This window comes from Algimonas arctica (assembly GCF_014652695.1).
GTDB lineage: Bacteria > Pseudomonadota > Alphaproteobacteria > Caulobacterales > Maricaulaceae > Litorimonas > Litorimonas arctica.
Genome location: NZ_BMZH01000003.1, coordinates 65,862 through 92,033, shown reverse-complemented (window position 1 = coordinate 92,033; position 26,172 = coordinate 65,862). Strand labels below are relative to the sequence as shown.

Annotated in this window: 25 protein-coding genes and 1 pseudogene; 14 read left to right on the top strand and 12 right to left on the bottom strand. The window is 55.2% G+C overall.

The features are described 5' to 3' along the window. The first annotated feature begins 93 nt into the window (after window positions 1-93). From IE105_RS04625 to IE105_RS04595, 7 genes and pseudogenes are all read left to right on the top strand, one after another. Window positions 94-834, top strand: coding sequence for a DUF481 domain-containing protein (locus IE105_RS04625; RefSeq protein WP_189495936.1), 741 nt, complete (start codon window positions 94-96; stop codon window positions 832-834). 311 nt (window positions 835-1,145) lie between these two features. Then, complete coding sequence (gyrB, locus tag IE105_RS04620; protein WP_189495934.1) at window positions 1,146-3,590, top strand: DNA topoisomerase (ATP-hydrolyzing) subunit B; 2,445 nt, start codon at window positions 1,146-1,148, stop codon at window positions 3,588-3,590. A 21-nt stretch (window positions 3,591-3,611) separates the two neighbouring features. Then, window positions 3,612-3,918, top strand: a pseudogene (locus tag IE105_RS15635) (hypothetical protein); the annotation flags it as partial. Beyond that, the gene (locus IE105_RS04610) at window positions 3,911-4,495 is read left to right on the top strand and encodes a hypothetical protein (protein ID WP_189495932.1); all 585 of its coding nucleotides are present in this window, start codon (window positions 3,911-3,913) and stop codon (window positions 4,493-4,495) included. The pseudogene IE105_RS15635 and the gene IE105_RS04610, both read left to right, overlap by 8 nt. Before the next feature lie 66 nt (window positions 4,496-4,561). Continuing rightward, a complete protein-coding gene (locus IE105_RS04605; protein WP_189495930.1) occupies window positions 4,562-5,155 on the top strand; it encodes an FMN-binding negative transcriptional regulator in 594 nt (197 codons plus the stop codon). Then, entirely contained in the window at window positions 5,152-5,838 is a 687-nt protein-coding gene (locus tag IE105_RS04600; protein WP_189495928.1) for a crotonase/enoyl-CoA hydratase family protein, read from the top strand. Before IE105_RS04605 ends, IE105_RS04600 begins: the two co-directional genes overlap by 4 nt. Window positions 5,839-5,842: 4 nt before the next feature. Next, window positions 5,843-6,721: an alpha/beta hydrolase gene (locus IE105_RS04595; protein ID WP_189495926.1), complete on the top strand. Its 879-nt coding sequence runs from the start codon at window positions 5,843-5,845 to the stop codon at window positions 6,719-6,721. A 2-nt stretch (window positions 6,722-6,723) separates the two neighbouring features. Here IE105_RS04595 and IE105_RS04590 read toward each other — a convergent pair whose 3' ends face one another. Both IE105_RS04590 and IE105_RS04585 read right to left on the bottom strand, forming a co-directional pair. After that, the gene (locus tag IE105_RS04590; protein WP_267904656.1) at window positions 6,724-7,653 is read right to left on the bottom strand and encodes a thioesterase family protein; all 930 of its coding nucleotides are present in this window, start codon (window positions 7,651-7,653) and stop codon (window positions 6,724-6,726) included. Window positions 7,654-7,676: 23 nt separating this feature from the next. Further along, window positions 7,677-8,111, bottom strand: a complete 435-nt coding sequence (locus IE105_RS04585) for a transcriptional repressor (protein ID WP_189495923.1) — start codon at window positions 8,109-8,111, stop codon at window positions 7,677-7,679. Between the two features lie 259 nt (window positions 8,112-8,370). Here IE105_RS04585 and IE105_RS04580 point away from each other — a divergent pair, with 259 nt between their 5' ends. Further along, complete coding sequence (locus IE105_RS04580) at window positions 8,371-9,153, top strand: SapC family protein (RefSeq protein ID WP_189495921.1); 783 nt, start codon at window positions 8,371-8,373, stop codon at window positions 9,151-9,153. A gap of 79 nt (window positions 9,154-9,232) precedes the next feature. Here the strand turns inward: IE105_RS04580 and IE105_RS04575 are convergent, their stop codons facing one another. Genes IE105_RS04575 through IE105_RS04560 form a run of 4 tightly spaced genes read right to left on the bottom strand, consistent with a single transcriptional unit; the run spans window position 9,233 to window position 12,226 of the window. Further along, entirely contained in the window at window positions 9,233-9,652 is a 420-nt protein-coding gene (locus IE105_RS04575; RefSeq protein ID WP_189495919.1) for a PaaI family thioesterase, read from the bottom strand. Next, entirely contained in the window at window positions 9,649-10,167 is a 519-nt protein-coding gene (locus tag IE105_RS04570) for a PaaI family thioesterase (RefSeq protein WP_233353990.1), read from the bottom strand. Before IE105_RS04570 ends, IE105_RS04575 begins: the two co-directional genes overlap by 4 nt. A gap of 23 nt (window positions 10,168-10,190) precedes the next feature. Next, complete coding sequence (locus IE105_RS04565; RefSeq protein WP_189495917.1) at window positions 10,191-11,330, bottom strand: serine hydrolase domain-containing protein; 1,140 nt, start codon at window positions 11,328-11,330, stop codon at window positions 10,191-10,193. Next, the gene (locus IE105_RS04560; protein WP_189495915.1) at window positions 11,327-12,226 is read right to left on the bottom strand and encodes a bifunctional hydroxymethylpyrimidine kinase/phosphomethylpyrimidine kinase; all 900 of its coding nucleotides are present in this window, start codon (window positions 12,224-12,226) and stop codon (window positions 11,327-11,329) included. Before IE105_RS04560 ends, IE105_RS04565 begins: the two co-directional genes overlap by 4 nt. A 124-nt stretch (window positions 12,227-12,350) precedes the next feature. Between IE105_RS04560 and IE105_RS04555 the strand changes: the two genes are divergently transcribed. The 3 genes from IE105_RS04555 to IE105_RS04545 all read left to right on the top strand — a co-directional run bounded on the left by IE105_RS04555 (window position 12,351) and on the right by IE105_RS04545 (window position 16,197). Beyond that, the gene (locus IE105_RS04555) at window positions 12,351-13,679 is read left to right on the top strand and encodes a hypothetical protein (protein WP_189495913.1); all 1,329 of its coding nucleotides are present in this window, start codon (window positions 12,351-12,353) and stop codon (window positions 13,677-13,679) included. Between the two features lie 149 nt (window positions 13,680-13,828). Beyond that, on the top strand, window positions 13,829-15,145 hold the full coding sequence (locus tag IE105_RS04550) for a hypothetical protein (protein ID WP_189495911.1): 1,317 nt from the start codon (window positions 13,829-13,831) through the stop codon (window positions 15,143-15,145). A 203-nt stretch (window positions 15,146-15,348) separates the two neighbouring features. Next, complete coding sequence (locus IE105_RS04545; protein ID WP_189495910.1) at window positions 15,349-16,197, top strand: hypothetical protein; 849 nt, start codon at window positions 15,349-15,351, stop codon at window positions 16,195-16,197. Between the two features lie 111 nt (window positions 16,198-16,308). On the opposite strand, the gene IE105_RS04540 is transcribed toward IE105_RS04545, so the two are convergent. Both IE105_RS04540 and IE105_RS04535 read right to left on the bottom strand, forming a co-directional pair. After that, window positions 16,309-18,186, bottom strand: a complete 1,878-nt coding sequence (locus IE105_RS04540) for a DUF885 domain-containing protein (RefSeq protein WP_189495909.1) — start codon at window positions 18,184-18,186, stop codon at window positions 16,309-16,311. Window positions 18,187-18,250: 64 nt separating this feature from the next. After that, window positions 18,251-18,523: a 4a-hydroxytetrahydrobiopterin dehydratase gene (locus IE105_RS04535; protein WP_189495907.1), complete on the bottom strand. Its 273-nt coding sequence runs from the start codon at window positions 18,521-18,523 to the stop codon at window positions 18,251-18,253. Window positions 18,524-18,708: 185 nt separating this feature from the next. Between IE105_RS04535 and IE105_RS04530 the strand changes: the two genes are divergently transcribed. Continuing rightward, entirely contained in the window at window positions 18,709-19,038 is a 330-nt protein-coding gene (locus IE105_RS04530; protein WP_189495905.1) for a VanZ family protein, read from the top strand. Between the two features lie 84 nt (window positions 19,039-19,122). Next, on the top strand, window positions 19,123-20,418 hold the full coding sequence (locus IE105_RS04525) for a hypothetical protein (protein ID WP_189495903.1): 1,296 nt from the start codon (window positions 19,123-19,125) through the stop codon (window positions 20,416-20,418). Between the two features lie 90 nt (window positions 20,419-20,508). Here the strand turns inward: IE105_RS04525 and IE105_RS04520 are convergent, their stop codons facing one another. Further along, a complete protein-coding gene (locus IE105_RS04520) occupies window positions 20,509-21,990 on the bottom strand; it encodes an alanine/glycine:cation symporter family protein (protein WP_189495901.1) in 1,482 nt (493 codons plus the stop codon). A gap of 110 nt (window positions 21,991-22,100) precedes the next feature. After that, on the bottom strand, window positions 22,101-23,414 hold the full coding sequence (locus IE105_RS04515; RefSeq protein WP_189495899.1) for a S41 family peptidase: 1,314 nt from the start codon (window positions 23,412-23,414) through the stop codon (window positions 22,101-22,103). Window positions 23,415-23,508: 94 nt separating this feature from the next. Between IE105_RS04515 and IE105_RS04510 the strand changes: the two genes are divergently transcribed. Continuing rightward, window positions 23,509-24,705, top strand: a complete 1,197-nt coding sequence (locus IE105_RS04510) for an amino acid aminotransferase (protein WP_189495897.1) — start codon at window positions 23,509-23,511, stop codon at window positions 24,703-24,705. 3 nt (window positions 24,706-24,708) lie between these two features. On the opposite strand, the gene mtgA is transcribed toward IE105_RS04510, so the two are convergent. Both mtgA and IE105_RS04500 read right to left on the bottom strand, forming a co-directional pair. After that, window positions 24,709-25,422, bottom strand: coding sequence for a monofunctional biosynthetic peptidoglycan transglycosylase (mtgA, locus tag IE105_RS04505; protein WP_189495896.1), 714 nt, complete (start codon window positions 25,420-25,422; stop codon window positions 24,709-24,711). Next, on the bottom strand, window positions 25,419-26,036 hold the full coding sequence (locus IE105_RS04500; protein ID WP_189495894.1) for a TetR/AcrR family transcriptional regulator: 618 nt from the start codon (window positions 26,034-26,036) through the stop codon (window positions 25,419-25,421). The genes mtgA and IE105_RS04500 overlap by 4 nt, the downstream gene beginning before the upstream one ends. Window positions 26,037-26,172: the final 136 nt, after the last annotated feature.

Genomic DNA, 26,172 nt, shown 5'->3' with positions numbered 1-26,172 from the left:
TCCTCACCGTCTGGGCGCTCAGCGCAGGGCTGTTCATTTTTCCTACATCTTGTCCGGTTCAGAGGCTCTGCTTTGAATTCAAGGAGGATCATCATGATCAAAACTATATCAAAAACATCACTCATCACCGTCGCAGCGCTCGCTCTTCTGCCCCTCACAGCACAGGCACAAATTGCCAATGGGTGGAGCGGCGAAGCCTCACTCACTGGATCAAAGACAACAGGCAACACAGACACGACGGATGTCGGCCTCGGTTTAAAATTAGCGAAAGACGGCGACGTTTGGCGGCACAAATTTAACGCGTCCGCCGATTATGGTCGCGCCTCTGGAACCACTAACAAGCAACGGTTTGTTCTAGGCTATCAGATCGACCGCGATATTTCAGAGCGGCTTTACGCCTACGCCAATGCTGATTATTTCAGCGATGATTTCGGCGCGTTTGAGGACGGCTATTTTCTCGGCACGGGCCTCGGTTATGAAGTTATTCTGCCCGCCCCCATCGGCTGGAATCTTGAAGGCGGCCTTGGCTATCGCAGTCAGACACCGCAAAGCGCACTCGGCGTGGCGCAGAATAGCACCAATGAACTCGCTGCTCGGTTTGGGTCTGACTTTAAATGGACGCTCAATGATAATGTTTCGCTCTATAATGATAGCGAGCTGATCTACTCCAAATCTGACACGAACATTTGGAACGAATTCGGTCTCACCGCGACCCTGACCGGCCGTCTCGCCGCCCGCGCCTCCTTCCGTGTTGACCACCACTCTGACGTCCCTGTGGGGAGGGAGAACACAGACACGATCACCCGGTTCGGCTTAGTTTATACGATGGAATAGAGGTCTTAACTGACGGGGCGTAAGGTCAGGCCGATTTAAGCGGCTGGCCTTACGCCTGCATAACCCGGTCAGAAAGTCTCGCGCTTAGTCGGCTGCAATTGATGCGTTGGAGCAGCGCGTCTGAATGCAGCGCGCCTAACGGGGGCGGGCCTGGAGCGCCGTGTAAGGCAGACGAGGCCATAAGAACGCCAGCACCAAAGTGCGACACCGCATTTCACCCCCGCTAACCCCAGCGAAAACCCCGTAAATTCCGTGCATTTACCTTATTTATCCTTATGTTGGTCCTATCCGAAACGAATGATTCGAGCTGTATGTCCGACCCTGCTGCTGCCACTCCTGATCCCGCCGAATATGGCGCCGATAGTATCAAGGTTCTGAAGGGCCTTGATGCTGTTCGGAAACGTCCCGGCATGTATATTGGCGATACGGACGACGGCTCTGGGCTTCATCACATGGTCTATGAGGTCGTGGATAATTCCATTGATGAGAGCCTCGCGGGCCACGCCGATAAAGTCGAAGTGACGCTGCATTCTGACGGCTCCGTTTCTGTCTGTGATAATGGTCGGGGTATTCCGGTCGCGATCCACCAAGAAGAAGGTGTGTCCGCCGCCGAAGTCATCATGACCCAGCTTCATGCGGGCGGGAAGTTTGACCAGAATAGCTATAAGGTTTCAGGCGGCCTGCACGGCGTTGGAGTGTCGGTTGTGAACGCCCTATCGGTGTGGTTGCGCCTGCGCGTTTGGCGCGATGGTAAAGTCCACGAGATGGAGTTCGCGCATGGCGACGCTGTGGCGCCCATGGCCATTGTCGGTGACGCCCCAACCGAGACGCGCCGTGATGGCTCGAGCAAGGTTCTGACGGGCACGGAAATCCGCTTCATGCCGTCCGAGGACACATTCACCATGGTCGAATTTGACCGGGATACGTTGGAGCGGCGTTTACGCGAGCTGGCATTTCTGAACTCTGGCGTGAACATCACGCTGACGGATGAGCGGCCTGAAGAAAATATCGTTACGCAACTTTTCTACGAAGGTGGGATCGAAGCCTTTGTGCGCCATCTCGATGCCAATAAAACCGGCGTCATCGACGCGCCGATTGTGGTGTTCAAGGAAGCCGACGGCATCACTGTCGAGGCGGCGCTGTGGTGGAATGATAGCTATCACGAAAATGTCCGCGCATTTACCAATAACATCCCGCAACGGGACGGCGGCACCCATGTGGCGGGCTTCCGCGGTGCGCTGACCCGGACGATTAATAAATATGCCGCAAGCTCGGGTATCGCCAAGAAAGAGAAAGTCGCCATTTCCGGCGATGATGCGCGCGAAGGCCTGACCTGCGTGCTGTCCGTCAAAGTGCCAGACCCGAAATTCAGTTCGCAGACCAAGGATAAGCTGGTCAGTTCCGAAGTCCGCCCGGTTGTGGAATCGGCGATGGGCGAAGCGCTTAGCGATTGGTTCGAAGAAAACCCGGCGGCGACGAAACAGATCATCATGAAGATCGTCGAAGCGGCGGCGGCCCGCGAAGCGGCCCGCAAAGCGCGCGATCTAACCCGGCGTAAATCTGCGCTCGATATTGCTAGCCTGCCCGGCAAGCTCGCCGATTGTCAGGAACGCGACCCGGCTTTGTCAGAAATCTTTATTGTGGAAGGAGATTCTGCGGGCGGGTCAGCCAAACAGGCGCGCGACCGTCAGAACCAAGCAATCTTGCCGCTTAAGGGTAAAATTCTCAACGTTGAGCGCGCCCGATTTGACCGGATGCTCGGCAGCCAAGAAATTGGCACGATGATTACAGCGCTCGGCACCGGCATTGGCCGCGAAGATTTTAACGCCGACAAAGCGCGCTACCATAAGATCGTCATCATGACCGATGCCGACGTCGATGGCGCGCATATCCGGACACTGCTGCTCACGTTTTTCTATCGCCAGATGCCGGAACTGATCGAGCGCGGCTATCTCTATATTGCCCAACCGCCGCTCTATAAGGTCGAGCGCGGCAAGAGCGCGCAATATCTCAAAGATCAATCCGAATTGGATGATTATTTGATCGAAGCGGGCAGCAAGGATGTGCGGCTAGAGCTGAGCTCCGGCGCGGTCGTGCTGGGCGAAGACCTCAAACGTGTGGCGAAAGAATCGCTCCAAGCTCAGTCTTTGATTGATCGGTTAAAGCACCGCGCGCCCGATAGTGTGATGTCGCAATTGGCGATCTCCGGTGTGCTCGACCCTGAAGAACGTCCTGAGCTACTGGCCGGGGCGGCAGAACGTCTCGACCGTACCGCGGATGAAGGCGAAGAGGGATGGACCGCGATCTATGATGAAGACGGCGCGCTGGTTGTTGAGCGCGAAGTGCGCGGTGTAATGGAACGCTACGCTATGCGTCCGGGGTTCCGCGACAGCGCCGATGCGCGGCGTTTGCACCGCATGAGCGAGAGCCTGCGCGAGACGTATGATGGCACCGCTTATTTCCGGCAGGGTGATAAGGACGCGGTTGACATTCATGGCCCGGCGGAGCTCCTCGAAACCATTTTTGCGATTGGCCGCAAGGGCTTCAAAATTCAACGCTATAAGGGACTGGGTGAAATGAACCCGGACCAACTTTGGGAAACAACGCTCGACTCTAATGCGCGCTCGCTATTGCAGGTCAAGATCGACGGGGCAGACTCCGCCGATGATCTCTTTACCAAGCTTATGGGCGACGTGGTCGAACCGCGCCGTGACTTTATCATTAGCCATGCCTTGGAAGCTGAGGTGGATACGTAGGGGGGGAAGTGTGCCGTTACAGGTACTAACATTATCCAAACCTTGGATGCAGCGCATATTGTGCCATTTAGTAGTAATGGTGTTCATGAAGTTGAAAAATGGATTGTTACTTCGAAAAGACATTCATGCTCTTTTTGATGCGAATTTGATGGCAATAACTGAAGGGTTTCGAATTGTTTTACACCCTAATATCTCTGAATACGCAGGCGCTCAATCGCTCTACTGTGAGCTTGAAGGTCGAAAGTTGACTCTTCCAAATGATCGGAAGAAGTGGCCTTCCCATAAGCTTCTTAAACAACACTTTGATAATTGTAGGATTTATGACTGATAATCCATTTGCTGCTGTGGCAGTCCGAACTCTTTTTTTTAGTTCGTGTTTTTTTATTACATCGTGCGCGCCGGAAACATCGGACAGTCCGACCGACGCGTTTTTCGACAATCTCACATCGCTTTGTGAGGGGACCTTCACGGGCCAAGTGATCAGCGATCAGGCGGCCGATGCGGATTGGATCGGGCAGACACTGGTCGTTGGGCCTGTGACATGTGCGCGTGATGTGGTTCGGATGCCGTTGGCTGTGGGTGAGGACCGCTCGCGGACGTGGGTAGTTAGCCGCGATAGTGATGCGCTTGAATTCCGCCACGAACATACTGAGCCTGATGGCTCGCCTTCGGCGGTAACAGAATATGGCGGTTTTTCGCGGGATGGCGGAACGGCGACGCTGCAGGCGTTTCCGGCGGACGATCTCACCAAAGTGAATTTTACGGAGAACGGTATCGCGGTATCAAACGCTAATGTCTGGACGTTCGAGATGAGCGACGGGATGTTGACTTATACGCTCGCACGGCCTGCCACGGAAGACAATGTGGCTCGCGATTTCCGCGCGCAATTCGATGTGACGCCATAGCGACGGCGCTCGCGCGGTCACACAATTTGATCCACGCTGGCTCTCAAGACGGGTAAGCGTGGTTCCATGATATATCCTCCGCCTTATTATACTGATGACGATCCTGCCTTCGCGCGTCGGATCATGCGCGAACACGGGTTTGCGCTGTTGGTGGTGGAAGGGTTGGCGGCCACGCATCTTCCATTACTGTTCTCCGACGACGGGGATCACGGCGCGCTTTATGGGCATGTGTCGCGGTCAAACCCCATCTGCGCCGTCTTGGACGGCGGTCCGGCTTTAGCGGTCTTTTCCGGTCCACACGCCTATGTCTCGGCGACGCTCTATGACGACCCCTCCGCGAGTGTCCCGACGTGGAATTATACGTCAGTGCAGGTGCAAGGCCGACTGACGGCCTTGCCAGATTCCGACCTGCCAGCTCATCTCACAGAGCTAGCACAGGCATATGAAGGCGATCATGGGTGGTCAGTATCGGACGCCCCCGACTATGTTGATAGGATCCGTCACGGCATTGTCGCGGTGCGGCTAGAGATCAGCGCCCTACAAGCCTTTCGCAAAATGTCCGGAAATAAGCCCCCCGCTATACGCAAACGTATCATTGACGCAGCCCGCGCGCGGGGCGAGGAGGCATTTGCGACTGAAATGGAGACGACCCAGACATGAGTGATTTACTAAGCTACGACCTGACCGATGATGTTGCGACGATCCATTTGGATGATGGCAAGGCCAATGCCTTTTCCAACCTGATGTTCGATGCGATTAATGCGGCGATGGATAAAGCGGACGCCGAGGCCAAGATCATCGTGATCCGTGGACGCGCCGGCATTTTCTCAGCGGGCTATAATCTAAAAGAGCTTATGCTCGGCGGGGACACGGCGGTTCAGCTCGTTAAGCGCGGGTCTGACTTTGCCGTGCGGATGATGGAAACCCGCAAGCCCATCATTGTTGCGGGCGATGGCCATGTCATCGCGCTGGGCGCATTTTTATTCCTCGCCGCGGATTACCGGATCGGGAAAAACGGCCCGTTCCAAGTCGGTCTGCCTGAAACGGCAAACGGTCTGCCGATGCATAATTTTGGCCGCGAACTGGCCAGACCCCGATTAAGCCAACGGCACTTCTCGCGCGCGTTTATCAATGGCGAGATGTTCACGCCAGACGCCGCAGTCGAGGTTGGTTATCTGGACGAAGCCGTCGATGACGTGGATGCGGCCCTTGCCAAATCGATCGCATTCTTCAAAACAATTAGCTTGAACGCCTTTGCGATGAATAAGCCGCGCGGTCATCAAACGCTTATGCCGGGGCTCAAGCAGGCCATTGCCGACGATCTCGACATCAAGATCGGGTAGGATTTTGCAACGCGTTCGTTTTGAACTTCCGGGCGGAACGCTATCGGCGTTGCAGTTTGGTGATCCGACGACGCCTCTGCGCCTCGTTTTCTGTCACGCCAACGGATTTAATGGCCAGAGCTACAGGGCTGTCCTAGAGCCGCTGGGTGTTCACGCCTTGGCTCTTGATTTGCGCGGGCATGGCATGACTGACTTGCCGTGTGACGTGCCCCGGTTAGCGAATTGGCAGATTTTTGCCGACGATATTGCGGAATTCTTCAATCGTAAAGTCGACGCGCCCATTGTGCTCGCAGGCCATAGTTACGGCGCGGTCAGCGGCGTTTTGTCGATGCCGCAAGTCAAGAAAAAAGTTGCGGGTTATGTCGGCTTTGATCCAGTTCTGGTGCCGTGGTTGTTCCGGCAAATCGCTACCACAGCGTCGTGTCGGGCCTATATGAAACGCCGTATTCCGATTGCGCGCAAAGCGGGACAGCGGAAATCCGTTTTTGATGATTTAGAGATGGCCTTCGCGCGCTATCAAGGGCGCGGCGCGTTCAAAGGTGTGCCTGACGGAATCTTGCGCGATTATCTGCAGGGTGGGTTGATCGAGACAAATGATGGACAGATGCGCCTCGCTTGCGACCCGTCGTGGGAGCAGGCCATCTTTGCGGCGCAAGCGCATAATATTTTTCGTCATATTCCGTTGTTGCCGGATAATAGTCGGATTGTGTTTGCAGGCGCGCGGGGACATGTCAGCACGGCCGGGCAGCGCAAACGCTTGCAACGCTTACAGCCGGGTGTGTCGGTCGAATTTCAGCCGACGTATAACCATTTGTTCCCGCTGCAAGAACCCGCATTTGCCTCCGAAGTTTTACGTTCAGTTTTGGACCGGGCCGTCAGTTAGATTCACCGCGTTGACGGGGGTGCCAAAGACGGAATGCCGGCCTGCATCAAGGCGCCAATTTGTTCGTCCGTTGCCTTCGTCAATTTTCGGGCATTGAGATCAAATAATCCAGCTGCCGCGTAACCGGCCACAACGCATTCACCAGTCAATGTGTTCAGGATATTATGCATGATGAGGCGGGTGTACGGATTCGCGTCGACGATAGCGGGGCGCATATGATAAATATCGCCCGCGCGGAGCAAGTTGGGCATGTGAACGCGGATTTCTAGCACAACAGCAGAGCCGCCATTGGCAATATAATCCGGGTCAGAAAATTCTGGCCAGCCGCCCGAATACCAACCCAATGTCGTTGTGATCCGGCGGAAAATTTTCGAAAAAGGCACGTGACCCGCGGGCATTGTGTCGGCGGGGAGGAACATCCCGCTACCAATATCGGCGGCTCCCAGATAGTCTAATTCTGAGGCGGCGGGACTTTTCAGCTCCCAGTCAAGGGACAGGTTGCGCGCGCGCGCGGGGGCCGGCAGCTGATCCATATGCTCTGCCGCTTTAAGTTTTAGCCGCGACGGCCAGGCAAACTTCTTGTCTTCAGGGATATAAACATGTTCGACAATCTCTCGCAGGGTCGCCGCCATGCGTCCGTCCCGATGATACATGACATGGCCGACTTCAGCGGTTGTGTCATGTAATGCGATGATTGCGCTTTCGATCCGTAACGGGCTTCCGGGACGGGCTTCTGCTAAATATTTGATGTGGATGTCGCGCGACCGCACCGTCGAGATCGCGCCGGTGCGAAAGGCTTCGTGGAGGCCCAAGCGGACAAACAATCCCATGCGCGCCTGCTCGAATTTATCGAGATAGAAGGACATGTTAAGATGGCCTAACTCGTCACACTCCCATGCAGAACAATCGCCAGCCCAAGTCGTTTGAAACATAAAGGTCCTTAGCCGTCTTTAATTTAGGCTGCTGGGCGACACGTGGCACATGTGCCATAATGTTCGATGACGCTGCGCGTAATTTCAAACCCGGCGGGTTTGCAATCGGCATGGTCATGGGCGTGACGTTCCACGACATGGCTGCAGCCTTCGCAGATGAAGAATTCAGCCAGATCGCCCTCATGACTATGATCACAGGCGATAAATGCGTTCAAGGCTTCGACCCGGTGGACAAGCCCAAGTTTTGAGAGAAAGTCGAGCGCCCGGTAAACGGTCGGGGGCTTCGGACTTCCGCGATCAGGTTTAAGCCGGTCGAGCAAATCATAGGCTTTGACCGCCCCGCCATCTTCAATGACGAGTTCCAACACATGTTCGCGTAGCGGCGTAAAGCGCTCACCAGCCGCCTCGCAGACTTGGCGTGCGGCGTTCAGCCGTTCAGATGGTGTAGGATGTCCCATTCACCACAGATAGGGGGTTCGGGGGCAAATGGCAAAGTTTAAGGACGCAGATCATCTATGCGGTGCGAAAGCTTTTGCTTGCGTGTCGGGCGGTCATGGCGTTGGTGACCTGAAAAGCACAGTTGAAGGGCGCGGGGGCTTCCGCTAAGGCGCGGTCTTCGTTGAATACGACCTGATGGTCAAGACACGGCGCATGACGTACGGGATGGGCGCGCCGTGAAGTCTCCACTCGATCCCAATCTATTTCCAAGAGGCGATAATGGCTGAAGCACAGCAACCCACCGTGAGTGGAAACGTGATGTTCTATGAGAAACCGGTTCCACTGAACCGTGAACAACATACAGGCTACGGCGTCACACCCGTCTCGAAGCCTTTCGAGTTCATGCGCAAGTCTCATTTCCTGCCTCTGACGGCAGCTGAATTTGGTGCGGCTGCGGCGAGTTACCCCATTATTTTTGCGGGCGAAGACCGTTCTCCGCTGGCTGTTATGGGTATTCGGACCGAGGAAAACCTGTTCGTGACGGACGGTCAGTTCCATACTGATTACTACATGCCTGCCTTTGCGCGACGTTATCCATTTGTGCTGGCGAGTGACCAAGGCAATGACCGTTTTGTGGTTTGTGTTGATGAAAAAGCGTCATGCGTGACGAATAAAAATCCGGGCCAACCATTCTTTACGGGTGAAGACACATCGACCTTCACCAAAGAAGCATTTGGATTTTTGCAGAATTTTGAGCGGGATCGTCAAGCGACAACGGCGATGATCAATGAGCTGAAAGACCTCGATCTGTTCGAATCAAAAGATATGCATTTTCAAGGACAAAATGCGGACGGCTCGCCAGGTGAACGTCAGAAGATTGCGGATTATTTTGCGATCTCAGAAGAAAAATTGCGTAACCTTCCGGCTGATAAGCTCAAGAGCCTTGCCGAACGCGGTATCTTAGCCGTTGTCTATGCTCACTTGATTTCACTCTCCAACTGGCAGCGCCTCGTCAACATGACGCTTCGCCTTGCCAACGAAGAGCAAGCCGCAAAAGCGTAGCACGCGAGTTTGATTTCAAAATTATTAAGCCCCGGACATTGTCCGGGGCTTTTTTTATGGGGCCGGGGTCTCGCGCTGCCTAAGTGTTATCTTTGCCGAGTAGGAAATGCCCGTTCAACGTCGCGATAGGCGTTTCAAACCTATCTTGCCACGCTCGGACCCGAAGATTGGCAACGCGTGAGCCTTGTTTGAAGATTTGGGCGCGCGCATAAGTTTCAACGGGGCGACCCCGGCGCAGATAGTCGATATTAATACCGATAGGCCGCGGTAATTCTCGGTTCGGGTTATTGAGGATGAGTTGGGCAATCGCGCAGACTTCCATGAAACCGCCAACGCCGCCGCCATGGAGCGCGGGGAGGCTAGGATTACCGATATTGCTCTCACGATAGGGCAGCACGAGCGTGAATTCTTCGCCCATAAATTGGGTCTCAATCCCTAAAGTCTGCGCATAGGGGATGTTGGCTAGGCGCTCTTTGATCGCTTCAATGGGGTTGGTCATGAGGATGACCTCGTTTTTGTTTGGGTCTGTTTTTCGGCTTTTTCCATCCGGGCCTTCAGCGCATCTTCGAACGAGACGCGTGGCCCTGTACTCATGAAGGTCGCTTGCGCAGTCGCCACGGGATCGGTCTCATCGCCGTCATGCGCAACGGCGCGCAGGAAAGCGACATGTTTGGTCGTTTTGTAGCATTCCGCCATACCGATGATGGTCTGACCCGGTTTTGCGGCCCGTTGATAATCAATTCGCAAAGACAGGGTTGCGAGCCCTCCCAGCGTGTCGAATCCGGTGAAGGCGGCAAGCCCGCAGGCCTGATCCAATAGGGTGGTCACGGCTCCGCCATGAACAACGCCAGTTTGAATGTCGCCGACTAAAGGTTCGGAATAGGGCAGAGCAAGGGTGGCTTGACTATCTCCGATCGCGACAAATTGGATGCCCAATTCGCGCGCATGCGGTGTTCCGTTGACCATGCTGGCGCCGACCTCCCAGAACAATTTAAGCCGTTCATTCATATCCATTTGAGCCTGTCCATTTCGGATTTTTAAAGTGTGTCGAACGCTGCATGAATAACCCGGTTTGCCCGGGGGTCGCCCATGAGGTGGTTTTGCTGACGGTTCATGACATAGGCCCCGTGTAGGCCCGTCTTAGGATCGGCGAATACGGCGGATCCGCCCCAGCCTGAATGACCGAGTGTTTCTGGATTAGGACCATAGGCAAAGTTAGGCGCATTGCGCATCACGCCAGCCGCAAAGTCGATTGTAAACGGCAACACCGCATCCGGGCCGTCAATGCGAGAGCGGGTTGCGGCTGTGCGTGTCGGTTCGCTTAAGACGGTCCGCGATGCCACCTGACCCGTCGCGAAAGCGCCCATCATGGCCCCGATACCAGCGGCAGTCGCCTGACAGTTTGAGCCCGCGAGTTCCGCTTCTCGCCATTGATCGCCACTGATGCGTCCCGGGGATGACCACGGTTTGAGAAAGGCGAATTTTTTGGCCACAGTTAATTCACCAAGGTCCGCCATCGCACGGGGTTTAACGATTTGTGACACACGCGCATTGTCCGCAGCGGGGAGGCCAAGATGGACGTCGGCGTGCGCGGGTTGGCTCAAATCTTCGGCTAAGATCAAACCGAGCCGACGCTGTTTTGGATCTGCGCGCCGCGCCACTTCTCCGGCGAGAAACCCGAACGTCACAGGATGATAACCACTCTGGCTACCGGGCGGAAACAGTGGTTCTTGATCTTCGAGAACCGCGATCACTTTGTCAAAATTGATCCAGTCTTGCGGGTCAAAATCCGGGTCCGTAATCCCGCAAAGCCCTGATTGATGGCTCATCATCTGCCCAATCGTCAGCGCACCCTTGCCGTGCGCGGAAAATTCGGGCCAAATATCGGCGACGGGCTGTTCATAATCGAGATGACCGAGTTCGACGAGGTGGGCGATAACGAGTGCGGCCATCGCTTTGCCGCTAGAGTAGACGGAGAACAAAGTGTTTGGCGTCACGGCGACCGTCTTTTTTCGGTCGGACCATCCGGCGCAAATATCGACCACGGGTTCGCCGTGCTTGAAAATGGCGACCTGACAGCCGAGTTCGTCACGTTGCGTGAAATTCTCAAATACGGCGTCGCGGACAGGCTCAAAGCCCGGCGCAATCAGGCCAGAGAGAGGAAAGGCGTCGGTCATGAGCGGGTCTCTACGGTTAATTCCGGGGCACCGCCATCGGCATCAAGAAATCTCTGCGCGCGAATGACGGGAAGTTCGCCAGCGTCAACGGCCGCGTCGTCTCCGTGGATTGCAGCGCCCATAATCGCAAATACAGCCGACACGGAATGAACCAGCGCCGCACACGAGTCGTCGCCGCGCAGTCTTTGGCCTAAATATGCCGCGGCAAGCGTGTCACCGCCGCCATTGGGTACGCCGGCATAACGCTCATGCATGATCCGGTGGGTTAGCCCATTTTCAAATAATAGGGCTCCAATCCGGTCCCCATCCGTCACAGATGTCACGAGCGTTTCTTTCACGCCGACCAAGGGCCGCGGCAGGGTCTCAGGCGGTTCGCCAAGATTGCCGGTGATATAGCGCCATTCCCAGAGGTTCGGTGTCGCAATGTGAGCGCGCGGGATCAGGTGGTCACAAATTGCCTCAGCGCGGTCTTGGCTAATATACAACCCCCCATCGGCGCGACTGCCATCGCCCATGACGGGGTCAACAAGCACTGTATTGGGTCGGAGCGTATCAATGATGGTCGTGGCCAGATCAATATGTCCAACTTCGCCCATATAGCCTGTCATGACGGCGTCGAACGGTTGCGATTGCGCCTGAACGGCCTCCCACATGCCTGTGAGCTTGTCTGTCGGGACAATATCGCCGCCCGGAACGCCCCACCCGGGATGCCGTCCGAATAGGGTTGTCGGTAAAACTGTGACGTCAATACCCATGCGGCGCAGCACAAAGGCGCTGACGACAGAGCCGACATGACTGGTCGCCGTGAAAGACGAGATAAGAAGGATACGGGCCACATAGGGCCGATGCCCGTGTGACCCTCCCCGCGTCAAGCCGTCGAAATCACAATCGGACATGTGTGCTAAATATCTTAAACGGTAAATCACCGTCGATTAAACCGCTTGTTAAGCAAAAACCGCCAATAGCTATTAACCATGCGGGTTCTGTCCGCTTCTTTTTTGCGTTTAGGCGGGGGACGTTATGCGTCTTGCAGGACTAGCACTATCGGCGGCATTGATCTCTGGATGCTCCTATGTCGGGGGGCAGGGAAGTCCGCTGGGTGGGTTCTTCAAAGCCCCGTCTCAAGGTCATTATGACGACCAAGCAGCCGCAACACGCTGCCATATTCAAAATAACCAATCGCCAATCCCGCAGGGGTGTCACCCGTCACAAGTCAAAGTGGTCGGATCACAGGCTGCGCCTTTTGGACAGCAGAGCAGCGGATCAAATCAATATGCGGGAGGATTTCCTCAGCAACCGCAATTTGGACAGGCACAATATACGACGGGTGAATACGGGAGTCATGCGTCTGGGAACACATATACTGATTTGCATCAGGGCCAGACGAAAGCGAAGACGCGTCGACCTCGGTTCCGCGGCACTCTCGATCTGGGTGTTGAGCAGAGCGTGTCGGGTGACTTGATTGATTATGATAAAATCGTAATTTCGCCAATCACAGGCTATAATCCGGCCGATTACAACGAAAGTTCTGTCTCGGGCTCAGTTGTTGGTGGCGCGATCACGCGGCAGCTCTGGTATGCAAATTCCCGGTTGCCCGGAAACCCGAACCAATATGACGAAATTTCGATGCCATCTGTCTCCTTCGATGACGCGTGGCTGAGTCCAGCGTCGATCGGCGCGGGCGGTGAATTCATTTTAAGTGATAAAGCAACGGTGTTTGCGCGGGCGGGTTATACGCGCTCCGAAGGAACCAGCGGCGGGGCGGCGTCTATTGAAGGGACGATTTTCCAAGAAACGACTGTGGAAACGTATGAAAGTAATGTGCTGGTTGGGACGACCGTCGCCACGGCGTTTGATGTTGGCCACACGATTACAGATTATTCTTATGACTTCTCAGATATGGAACGGATCGACCTGGAAGCAGGGGGCCGTTTCTATTTCGACCCAGTTGCAGGACAAAGCACAGGTCGGACAGTGACGCCTTTCGTTAGCGCGTCTGCCGGGGCTTCGCGCTACAATGATGTGTCCTTCACCATCGATCAGCGGCAGCTTTCCTATGCGTCTGTCTATGGAGACGAAGAGACCGAATATTACGATTTGGATGTCGCGGGATATGACCTCGATAACGACCCGGCGACAGCCCCGACACGCACAGTGAACCTTTACGATTCGCAGTGGGTGCCGTCCGGCAGCCTAAAAGCAGGTGTTGAATGGCAGGTCACGTCGAAGACGGCTTTGGCTTTTGAAACCGGTCTTCGCGTTGAAGGCGCCCGCGATTATTCCAACGGAAATAAGGGCGACACGAACATCACGGTTCCCTTGACCTTGCGCGGCAGCTTTAATTTCTAATTGATAAGTCGTGATCCAAAAACCTCGCTAAGTTAAGGGTTTGTTGGGAGTTTGAATACGTTTTATTAAGTATAAGAGGGTTAACTCAGGGAGATAGATATTCTCCCGGACTCTTTTCCTCCGGGCTTTAATCCGAAGGAGGTCGGCTCATGCGGCTAGCAATTCTTGCACTCTCGGCAGCGGCAATTTCCGGATGTTCGTGGCTTGGCGGCGGTAGCGGTCAACATATGTATAACACGGCTGGGTGTAACCCGGCCGGTGTTGGCTACCAACACGCGGGTTATCAACAAACCGGATATCAACAGCATTATGGTTATGCCCAAAGCGCAGGATGCGCAGGCGGGTCATACGGCATCCAACGGTCGGCTGCTGGGTATGGTAATGGATACGGTATGCAACAGGCTGCGGCTGGATATGGTGCGGGATACGGCACGGATGCTAACGGCTATCAGTATGGTGGCGGACAAAGTTTTGCCGCGCAAGGATATGGCGGGGCCACGCAAGTCGCTCAAGCGGGTTACGGTTACGCCGCGGGCGGCTATCAGGCGGGGGGGGCGACAACTCTTGGCGCCTCTGCGCCGTATGGCGCGGCGGCTCCCACACAATATGCAGCGTCACAATATGCGGCGTCTGGCCAATACGGTCAAACAGCGGAAGTGCAAACAGTTGTCGGCGCGCCTCTTTATGTGGCCCAACCCTACCCCGTTCCACAAATGCGCGGCTCAGCATGCTGTGGTGTGCAAGGAAACAGTGGCTATAGCGGCGGCGGCACGATGCCTTTTGGGCTCGAACTGTTTGGCGGAACTGAATTTGAAGCCTCAGGCAATCTGTTTACAAAGAAATCCTTCGGTCCTCCGGATGGAGATTTTTCAATCGATACGCGCGTTGGGGCGATTGACCCAATCGCTTATGATGATGCGTTTGGAGGGGCCAAGACAATCGGGGCCGCGCTAACGTATGACCTTTCGCCGAACACAACCTTGCTGGGTTCGCTCGCGCACGGTGTTGCAGAAGGTAAGACAGTCAATGATTATACGACGGTTCAACCCGGAACCTGGGCCGGAACAACCTTCACACCGACGGCGGGAACGACGCCGCGTGGTCTTGACGGCACCTTCACCGATTTGGAAACAACGACCTTAGAGGCTGGCTTGCGTCACTATGTCGGGGCCCCGCAGGGCGTGCGTCCTTATGTGGGTGCAACCGCGGGTTTTGTCCATAATGGCGATGTTCAGTTCACGCAAACTTATAGCGATGACGGCACCTATTATGGGGAACGTGAGTTCATTCGCAGTGGTTGGAACCCGACAGCGTCCGCGACGCTTGGTGCCGAACTGGCACTCAGCCCCCGGGCTGCAGTGGGTGTGGAATCTGGGATTCGCTGGCGTGATGATATGAATTCCGCTGCGCCGTCCGAAGATCGTATTTCGATCCCGCTCACATTACGCGGACGGTTATCCTTCTAAAAAATATATATATCAGTAATTTAGCCCGGAGTGTTTTATCGCTCCGAGCTTTTTTTATGCCGAAAAATGCACGCTCATGAAAAAAATCAAAAAATCTGATTCATTCCGGCACAGTCTGGCATACCCGTTGCAAGGCCTTCCCCGTGAAACTACGGTCCCCCGGCATAGTGCCGTTCCGGGACTGCGAATCAGGGATGAAGACTATGCGCAAACTGCTTCTTGGGGCCGCCGCTATTTCACTTTCGGGGTGCTCTTTCTTAGGGTTGGGGGGGCATGGCGCTCACCAGGGCTATAATGCTCCAAGCTACGGCACGGGTTATGCGTCAACAGGGTCGAAATGTTCGCCCTCGCACGCTGTTTTGGCCAATGGCAACTGTCTGTCACGTTTGAACATTGAGGGCGGCGTTGGCGCATCCTTCCATGTTGGTGGTGACGTTGTCACAGGTGACAAAGGGACTTTCCCTGGAACGAACGTTCGCAACGTCAGCTATGAAGAAGCTTATGACACCGGTATTCGGTATGAACTTGGCGCATCCTACGCCTTGTCTCCGAACACAAAGGTCTCAGCGACAGGCTTCATTGATGAGGCTGACAGTGCCGGGAACCTTAACTTCGGAACAGTTGGCGGCGCCGCTTTCACTGGCTCTATGTCTGATCGTAAATCGACGGGTCTTGAACTTGGCCTTCGTAAATACTTTAACCCGAAATCCGCCCCGCTCGTACGTTCGGTTCGTCCCTATGTTGAAGGTCGCGTTGGCGCAGCCTATCAGGACGCCGTGTTCATGGAAAACGCCCAACTTGGCGGCGTTAACATTGGCACAGGCCGTCTCGCATTCAGCGACTCCGGTTGGGTCCCATCGGCTGCCGGTCTCGTCGGTATCGAAACACCTCTGACACGTTACAGCACAATCGGTATTGAAACCGGTCTTCGCTACACGGGCGCGCCAGAGACAAACAACACAACATTCGGCCCGGGTCCATTCCAAGACTTGAACGATAGTGAAGCACATCTCTCAGTGCCTTTGATGCTTCGCGGTCGTTACCGTTTCTAGCTTCACAGAGAGCTCCGCAGTGTCGGGGTTCAATCCTAAATGAATAAAAAAGCCCCCCGATCACCGGGGGGCTTTTTATATGCGGGATAGGGGAGCGCCTGAGCGCTAGGCTTAGTCCGCGCTGCGGGCTTTGACCGCCTCGCGTTTTGCGCGCGCAATGTAGCGATCGATCTGACGCTCAAGAATGGACAGCGGGACGCTGCCATTCTCCAATACCGCGTCATGGAAGTGACGAATATCAAAGTCATCGCCCAGACCGTCCTCAGCGCGCTTGCGTAACTCAAGGATCTTCATTTCACCAATTTTATAAGCCAGCGCCTGCCCCGGCCAGCTAATATAGCGATCAACCTCGGTGCGGATATTGCTGCGGGAGAGGGCAGAGTTTTCCAAAAAACAGGCTTCGGCCTGATCTCGGGTCCAGCCTTTCCAATGCATGCCCGTATCAACCACTAATCGGCAGGCGCGCCACATTTCATAAGTCAGCTGGCCAAATTTCTCATAGGGTGTCTCGTAAAGCCCCATTTCTGCGGCCAGTTTCTCGGAATAGAGACCCCACCCTTCGCCGAACGCTGTCGCATACAGCGACTTACGAAAATCGGGGATGCCTTCCAACTCTTGCGCCAAGGCGATTTGATGATGGTGCCCGGGAACCCCTTCATGAGCCGTCAGGGCCGGAAGATTATAAAGCGGGCGTTGCGGTAGGTCATACGTATTGACGACATAAAAACCGGCGCGCCCGGCTTCGGGCGATCCGCCCCAATAGCGTCCGGTCGTATAGTTTTTGGCCATTTCGTCCGGCACTTTCATCACGCCGTAGGATAGGCGTGGAAGCTTGCCGAAAAACTCAGGCATTTTGCCGTCGATGCGTTTGGCCAGCCAAGCCGCGTAATGCATCAGTTCCGCCTCGGTTTTGGCGTAAAATTGCGGGTCGGTCCGAAGAAAATCGAGGAACTCTGCAAAGCCACCTTCAAACCCGGATGTTTCGATCACAGCATCCATTTCGCTGCGAATACGGGCGACTTCGCGAAGGCCCATGTCGTGAACCTCATCCGGGGTCAAATCCAAGGTGGTGAAATTGCGAACCAAAGCGCGGTAATAATTTCGGCCTTCTTCGGTCGCGCCAATCCCCACGTCAGTACGGGCCGCCGGAGCATATTCAGTTTCAAAAAATTCCAACAGCGCTGAATAAGCTGGCAGCACCGATGTGTTGATTGCGGCCAACCCGAGCCCTTTCAATCGCATTTGTTCCTTGTCTGAAATGCTGTCGTTCATGGTGACGAACGGCGCATAAAGCGGGTGATCTGCAGCCGTGCCATCGGCCAAACCGCGCACCGCGTCGATGACGCCGGGTAAGATCGCGTCGCTCGCGGTAAAATCCTCTTCTATGCCACGGCGCATATTCGCCCGGTGCTGGGCAAAGCTACGCGGTAATTGCGTGAGGCGCGCGGCATAGGCTTCATAATCCTCAGGCCGTTCAAATCGCGTCTGGCGCGAGACATAGCTCATCTCGGTAAAAAAGCCGGAGTCGTTGACAAATGGCATGCGCGATTCATCAAAGGGTAGAAGGCGTTTGCGTTGATCGAGCAAGAACCCCATCATTTCATAATTCAACCGTTGGGCTTCATTCAGTCCGGAGAATTCTGGTGACCGGCGCAGGGCCGTATGGCGGCGATCAAGCGCTTCAATCCGATGGATTGACGTCGTGCGCGCGGCCTCGGAGGCATCCGGGAGACGCCGCAACGCAGCCCGGTCCCCTTTTTCGCCTGCCGAAATTGGATTGTTGATCAGTGCGTTGGCTTCAAAATCAATGATCAAGCGCTCAAGACTATCTGATAAGGCGCATTGTGTTTGCCCATTAACTAGGCTGACTTGATTGCCGGGGCAGGTGAAATATTGCGCCAGTGTAGTCGTAGCGATTTGGCCGAACGCGGCCAGTGGGGCTAGTGAGCAGAGTGCGGTTGTCGCGGAGAGACGAAAAAATCTGGACATGGTCAACCTTGCCTTGGGTGAAGAGTGTCTGAAAAATATGTGTGAAACAGAGTTTCGCAGAAGTCTAGGTCGCGGCTGTTTCCATCGCTTCAGCGAGGGTCACATCTTTTTGGGTCACGCCGCCGGCATCATGTGTGGTCAGGGTTACATCGACACGATTATAGACATTAAACCATTCCGGATGATGATCCATTTTGTCGGCGATAATGGCAATGCGAGTCATGAATCCGAAGGCCTCAGCGAAATCGCCGAACTTGAAAACTTTAGTGATAAAATCATCGCCGCCAGTCCAACCGGGCAGGTTCTGCGCAACATCTTTGGGATCAAGACACTTCATGAATAACCTCGTCAAATATTCTGGGGCATTATGCCGAATTTAAAATTATCTTGCCATAATCAGGCCGCGTTTACCACGCATTAACCCTGAGGTAGCGACATGAGTAATTAAGAGGAGTGGACATACGTGCAGCGCATCGCCATTGCATCTGATCGTGGCCTGCGCCCATTGAGCCCCAAAATCCTATGAGACTTTTCTTTAAGCTATCGGCGGTCTTATTCGCTGCGGCCATTCTATATCTATCCTTACAGCCCTCCAGCGGCATGCCCGGTCCGCTTTATGCGGATAAGGTTCAGCATGCCGTGGCCTATGGCAGTCTCACCTTATTCACAGCGCTCGGGTGGCCGAAAATTCGCCTCGTCTATGTTGTGATTATCGCCATCGCCTTCGGCATTGGGATCGAAATTGCGCAAGGACTGGGCGCGCAGGGGCGGATGATGTCCGTGTATGACGCCATAGCCAATGGCGCAGGCGCCGGTATTACGGCGATAATTGTCCGTATTTTCCGAAAATGAGCGTGTGTTTGTTCACCTCACGTTGGGGCTAGACGCGGCAGGGTGTTATAGTGAATACTCAGTTTAAATTTGTGGAGGGTCAAAATGACCTACCGTAGCGTCTTATTGGGGGCGTCAATCTTGATGATTGCTGGCCCAGCGCTCGCTGGTCCGACCTCACCGTCTTATGTTCCGGACCTGTTACCGCCGAACCCGGTGGCGGGTGAATGTTACGGGCGTGTCGAAATTCCAGCACAATATGAAACGACGACACAACGTGTTTTAACCCGCGAGGCGCATCAACGCGTACTTGTGCAGCAACCGCAATTACAAGCGACGACGGAACGTGTGCTGGTGAAAGAACCAAGCGTTCGCTACGTCGTCCGTCAACCAACTTACGCGACCGTCACGGAACAGGTTTTGACCCGTCCGGGTTTCGATAAGCTCTCGGTTAGTGAGCCAAGCTTTCAGACTGTGACGGAAACTCTGCACACGGGGCGTCCGCGTCTGGTCTGGAAACGCGGCAACCCCACCAAACTTCGCGCGCAAGGGTATAAAATCCATTCGACGGCGGATGCGGGTGTTGGCGGACGCGGTTATAGCTCGACGACCCAATATGGACAGTCAGGCGGAGAGCGCTGTGGCAGTGTGTGTGAAATTTGGTGTCTGGTCGAAGAACCGGGCGAAAGCGTCGCCGTCACGCGACAAGTTTTAAGCCATTCAGGACAAGTCCACCGCACGCCTGTGCCAGCGCAATATCAATCGATTGTCAAACAGGTCGTAACCGATCCGGGTGGGGTCCAGAAAATTCCTGTGCCGGGCGAATATCGGGATCTCCATGTTGAAAAATTGGTTCACCCTGGCGGTACGGCGACCATCAATGTCCCAGCGGAATATGGCCATGCTCAGGGACGAAAGTTGGTCTCAGAAGCGCGCTATGAGTGGCGGCGCATCGTATGCAAACCGAATACGCAACATACGGTTCACCGCCAATCCAGCCTGCATGCCCAACCGATCGGGCACTCAAGTCAAACATATGTGACGCAGCAGCCAATAGGCTATGGGAATTCCCATTTAAGCTCTGGCGGACATAGTCAGGCTCTTGCCGCGACAACGGCCTATTCGTCAGGTACCACAACGCGCTATACTCATCCGACCCCGAAATCTCCGTATCAAGGGACGCTTACCCAGTCGCAACCTGCTTATACGTCGCGCTATCAGAGCACGTCCACGACGCAAGGTGTGACCTATTCAGGGCAGGGCAGTACGACAGTTTCGTCCGCTTATCCGGATCGCACATACTCCGGTCCGGCCTATGTTGACCCGGCGCATATTGATCCGCGAACTCGACAAGTCCTGCGATATGAAAGTCGTCATGAGCCGAGCCGCTTACGCCGCTAGGTTTCTTTGTCGCTCATTTTTATATGACTCACGCATAAAAAAGCCCGCCTCCTTGAGGCGGGCTTTTTTACTGTTTGGTGCTCAGGTCAGCTATGACCCGCGCGGCAGATCATCTTGATCGACGAGCCCGTCATTCGCTTCTTTTTCTTTGTCGAAATAGGCCTTCGTTAGCTTGAAGACGATCGGCGATAGAAGCGCCAGCGCGATGAGGTTCGGCACGGCCATCAGTCCGGTCAAACTATCCGCAATAAGCCAGAAAGTTGCGACGACAATATTGTCTTCACCTGTTTCAAATGACAGCGCGAAGGTCGATGCAAACACAGCCAAAATCCAGAAACCGCGGAACACGGGGATCGACTTTTCTTTGAACAAAAATGCCGTGCAGCGCTCGCCATAATAGGACCAGCCAATAATGGTGGTGAAGGCGAAGATGCACAGGCTGATCGTCACGATATGCGCGCCGAAGCCCACGAGTGTCGCTTCAAATGCGGCGGCTGTCAGGGGAACCCCGATTTCACATCCCGGAGGTGTTGACCCTGTTTCGAGAATTTCGAGAATAGCCGGACTGGCCAAACAATCCGCGCCGACGACACCGGATGTCAGGATGACAAGGGCCGTAATTGTGCAAATGATCAAAGTGTCGATCACTGTGCCTAACATGGCAATCATGCCTTGGTTGACGGGATCATTATTCTGCGCGGCAGCGTGGGCAATAGGGGCGGAGCCTTGGCCAGCCTCATTTGAGAACAGTCCGCGCGCGATCCCTTTTTGCATCGCCAGCATCATCAAACCAATGGTGATGCCCGTACCCGCTTCTTGCGCGCCAAACGCGCCCTTGAAGATCAGGCCGAAGGCGGCGGGAACATTGCCGATATTAGCGCCGATTACGATCAGTGCAGCCCCGACGTAAAGTACGGCCATGAATGGCACGAGACGAGAGGCGACCGAGCCAATCCGTCTGATCCCACCGAAAATAACACCGCCGACGAGCAATGACAGAACGAGCGCGACAATCCGAGGATCAAAATTATATTGGCTTTGCAAGGCGTCAGCGATGGAGTTGGCTTGAACCGCGTTGCCTGTGGAGAGCGCACCGATAATCCCGAACACCGCAAAAGCGCCCGCCAACCATAACCATTTCGGGCCTAAACCGTTCTTGATATAATACATCGGTCCACCGACACGATTGCCGTTGGCATCGATTTCGCGGTAGCGCACCGCGAGAACGCCCTCTGAAAACTTAGTCGCTGTGCCGAGAATGGCCGTAACCCACATCCAGAAAACGGCCCCTGGCCCACCGATGGCGATGGCGGCGGCGACACCGGCGATATTGCCTGTGCCGACTGTCGATGACAGGGCCGTCATCAATGCGGCGAACGGTGAGACGTCGCCGTCTTCTGTATTTGCTCCGCGTTTACGGAAAAGCTGGCGGAAGCCGTAAATGATCTTGGTGATCGAGCGGCCGCGCATGCCAATTGTCAGGAATAACCCCACCCCCAACAGCAGCAGCATCATGGGCGGACCCCAGACGAAGCCGTTGAAAGCTTCCATCAGCTTTGCGAAATTTTCCATGAAATCCCCTGATCATTTAGGTCTGCAATACGTATAAAGAACGCATAATTTTGAGAAGTCACTGCCGCAATCCCGACGTCGCGCCAAGGGCTAATTGGGTTTCATACAGATCAAGGTGTTCCGAAATAGGCGAAAGCGGCGGTGAGGGCGGGGTCGCTGCCGATCGCATCGCTATCGGCGGAAACTAGGGCGGTGTCGGCGACAAAGTCTTCACGCGGCGTACCGTCGACATGGAACAGTGTTTCAGTCGGGATGGAGAGGCTGATTTTATTGTTATCGAAGGAAAAATTACTCATCCCGCCTAATAGGTCCCCCATATTGGACGCGATGGTCTGAACGCCTAACGCATCCATACCCATGACAATCCCTTCGCCCATGCTGCCGGTCCAATATCCGCCCAGCACGACCGTTCGGGTCGGGTCAAAGAACGGCTTGCGGGGATAGATCTGCTCAACAAAGCGTCGCGGAACTGTGAACTCGCGGTCAAGCGAGGGCACTTCGTGAATTTGATAAGGTCGGATTTCGGTGGTGAAATGGCCCATAATTGAGCGTCCGACTTCGGCGTTTCCGCCACTGGGTGTATTGCGCAGATCAAGAATGATCCCGTCGGTATCCGTGAGCCCCGCCATCGCAGTATCGAACGCGGTGATAAACGCATTATCGCCCAGCCGATTATTGATCCGAAGAATGGCAATGCGGGTTCCGTCGGGTGTCGTCACACGCCGTGTCTCGATCGCGTCGCTCTCCATGACATCTTTGGCCAAGAGGCGCGGGTTCGACAGTGTAATCGCGCGCTCCGTTCCATCCGGCAGACGCACATCGATGTGGCGATTTCCTTCGCGCCGCCCATTTGCCACAAGCGTGGCCGCGTAAGCGCGCTGCGCGCCTGAGGGCTGCGCAACCAAGTCCGCGAAAACTGCTGAGACAGGGTTCGAAATCGGTAAGCCATCGACAGCGATGATTTCCCATCCGGTTCTCAAGCCTGCGGCTAAGGCGGCGGACCCGGCGCGCACGTCAAGGATGCGGTAGCGGCCCGCATCATATCCGACTTGCAAGTCAGACGCGGTCGGGACGACATTGAAGTCTGTTGCGTCCAAGGGACCAAAGCCAAGATGCGGATCTGTGAAAGCAAAGGTCGCCCGGTGCAGGCGACGTCTAAAGGTATCGCGATCCGTTGCGGTAGAGACAAAATCACCCACAGTGTCGAGATAAGCGTCTGCATCGAAACCCCGGAGATCACGATAGGCATAGAAAAGGTCGAAGTCAGACCGAACGTTGTCCCATAGGGCGGCGGCCTCAAATTCCGGCTCGCTCACGACGTCAGGCGTGGGCGTTTGCTCTCGCGGGGCCTCAGGGTTTTGACATGCGATCAGAAGCCACGAAATAGCGACGGCGACAAGTCGTTTTACGGTGCGGTTTTCCATTCTGTTTGCTAGCAATTGCGACGCGCTTTAAAAAGGTTCCTTTTCGACGATGCGCCTATTGGTTCTTGTGCCCTTTTTAGGGTAGGGCGATTTCATGTTTGATCGTATCTCAGCCGTTCCCCCCGACGCCATCATGGCGCTGATGCAGCAATGCCAAGCCGACGAGCGGCCTCAAAAGGTCGATCTGGGTGTGGGTGTCTATAAGGACGTTGCCGGAACCGTGCCGATTATGCGGGCTGTGAAAACAGCCGAAGAGATTATTTTCGGCGAAGAGAAAACCAAGACCTACGTCAGCACGACGGGTCGGGTGGGCTTTCGGGACCATGTGCTCGACCTTGTTTTAGGCGCGGACCACCCTGTGCGTCACAGTGGCCGCATCGCGTCTTCGCAGGCGGCGGGTGGGTCCGGCGCTTTGCGGCTCGGCGCGCAGCTTGCGTATGCAGCCAGTCCCGATGCGACCGTATGGGTCTCGACGCCCACGTGGGCAAATCATGTGCCGTTAATTGGCTCGACGGGTCTTAAGCTACAAAGCTACCCTTATTATAACCGGGAGACGCTGGGCGTCGATTTCGACGATATGTTGGCGCATCTGGATTCGAACGCAAAGCCCGGTGATCTAGTGCTATTGCATGGCTGTTGCCACAACCCGACGGGCGCGGACCTCTCTGACGCGCAATGGGATCAACTCGTGCCGTTCCTCAATGAACGCAAACTCGTGCCTTTTGTCGATCTGGCCTATTTGGGGCTGGGCTTAGGTCTCGAGGAAGATGGTTACGGGTTACGCTTGGTTATTCGGGACTGCCCCGAGGTCATTTTCACCGTATCTGCGTCGAAGAATTTCGGCCTCTATAAAGAGCGTGTGGGCCTGCTCGGCGTTATTTGTGCCGACACGGCGCACACACCCGCCGTACAATCGCAACTTGGCGCGATCCAACGTACCCTGATTTCCATGCCGCCAGACCACGGCGCGCAGATTGTCGAACGCATTTTGGGTAATGGTGATTTGAAACGTATGTGGGTTGATGAATTGACCGAGATGCGCGGCCGTATTCGCGGACTTCGCCAATTGCTTAGTGAAGCACTGGATGTGCAGGGCGGCGAGCATATTGCGCGCGCCGTGATCAATCAAAACGGAATGTTTTCCATGCTGCCTGTGACGAAAGAACAGGCTGAGCGGTTGCGCCTAGATCACGCGATTTACATGACAAATTCGGGCCGCATCAATATTGCGGGCGCGAATGCCAGTAATATTCCGTCGGTGGCGAAAGCCTTGCTTGAGGTATTGAGCTAAGCGCTATTTAATAACGCAAGACGCTAACCGCTCTTGGCTCACAACCCGGGCGCGTTGCTGCAATGTGCTGGCCCGACCCTGCACATAGGACCCGGGCGGATTGACCCGCCATTTGTTGGGGCTGGGCAAGACAGCGGCGAGCAGGGCCGCTTCGCGCGGCGTTAAGTCTGAGGCAGGTTTACCAAAGCGGGCATGCGCGGCGGCTTGCGCGCCAAAAATACCGTCGCCCCATTCGGCCACATTCAGATAGACTTCCATGATCCGGCGCTTGCTCCAAACCGTGTCGATATAAAGCGCGAACCAAGCTTCGACGGCCTTGCGGGCATATCCGCCGCCATTCCAGAGAAAGACGTTCTTCGCTATTTGTTGTGTGAGGGTTGATCCACCGCGCCGTCTCCCGCCAGATTTATTATCCTCCAGAGCGACGTTTAAAGCGTCAAAATCGATGCCGATATGTTGACAAAAACGCGAGTCTTCAGCGGCGATAACGGCATAGATGAGGTGGGGCGATATCCGCTCAATCGGCACCCATTCCCGGCGTAATTCTGTCCCGTCGGGCCGCAATATCATGTTCAATGTCCCGTGAACCGGGATCAGGCTGTGGCCTAGACCCATCAGGTGGACCGCGAGAAACAGAATTGAGAGACCAAGCAGACCATGGCGAAACCCGCGTTTGATCGGCGCGAGACGCGCTTGCCGAGGGGGCTTGGGGCTCATGATGGCGTGTCTAAATAATGGGCGAGGTAGGCGGCAACCGCGATCCGCGCTTGCTCAAACGCGGCGGGGCGGTCGGATGTCGGTAAACGGTAAAGGCGTCGTTCCACGCCGTCGAATAAGGCGAGGACGGTCTGCGTGATTTCGCGCACATGCGATGTCTCGAGGTGGGGCAGGCTGCGATGGAGCAACGCGCCGAGTAATTGCGTGATTTCATCCTCTTTTCGGTCGCCGAGATCGACATGTATCATCAGCGCGCCATAGGCGGGGTGGGCGTCATGCATGGTTCGTAAATGGTCAAAGGTCAGATCGAGATGGCGACGCCAATCCCGTTCATCGCCAATTTTATTGTCTTGTAACGCTTCGACTGTTCCCGCGTTCATTCGTTCGAATAAGGACAAGAGGAGATCGTCAACATTGGCGAAATAACGATAGATCGACCCGATGGGAACGCCGCCCGCTTCGGCAATTAAGCGGGTCGTGATGTCGGCGGGTGCATGCTCGCCAAGCAGGCTTTCTGTCGCGTCAAGAATAGCCGCGCGCTTGGCCGCAGACCGGGCCTGTTTGGGCGGTGGCTTACGTAGTGCTTCAGTCGATCGTGACGGTCTGCTAGGCATAGGCGTTGCTAACGGGGCCGAACAGTCTGTGCAATTGTCGCTATGCGTTTCATCGCTTTGTTTTTGCGCCTGCGCTTTTTGGCTATGATGTGCTTGACTAAAAAGCGAGCGGTGTTCATTATTTCGGTTGGGAGGA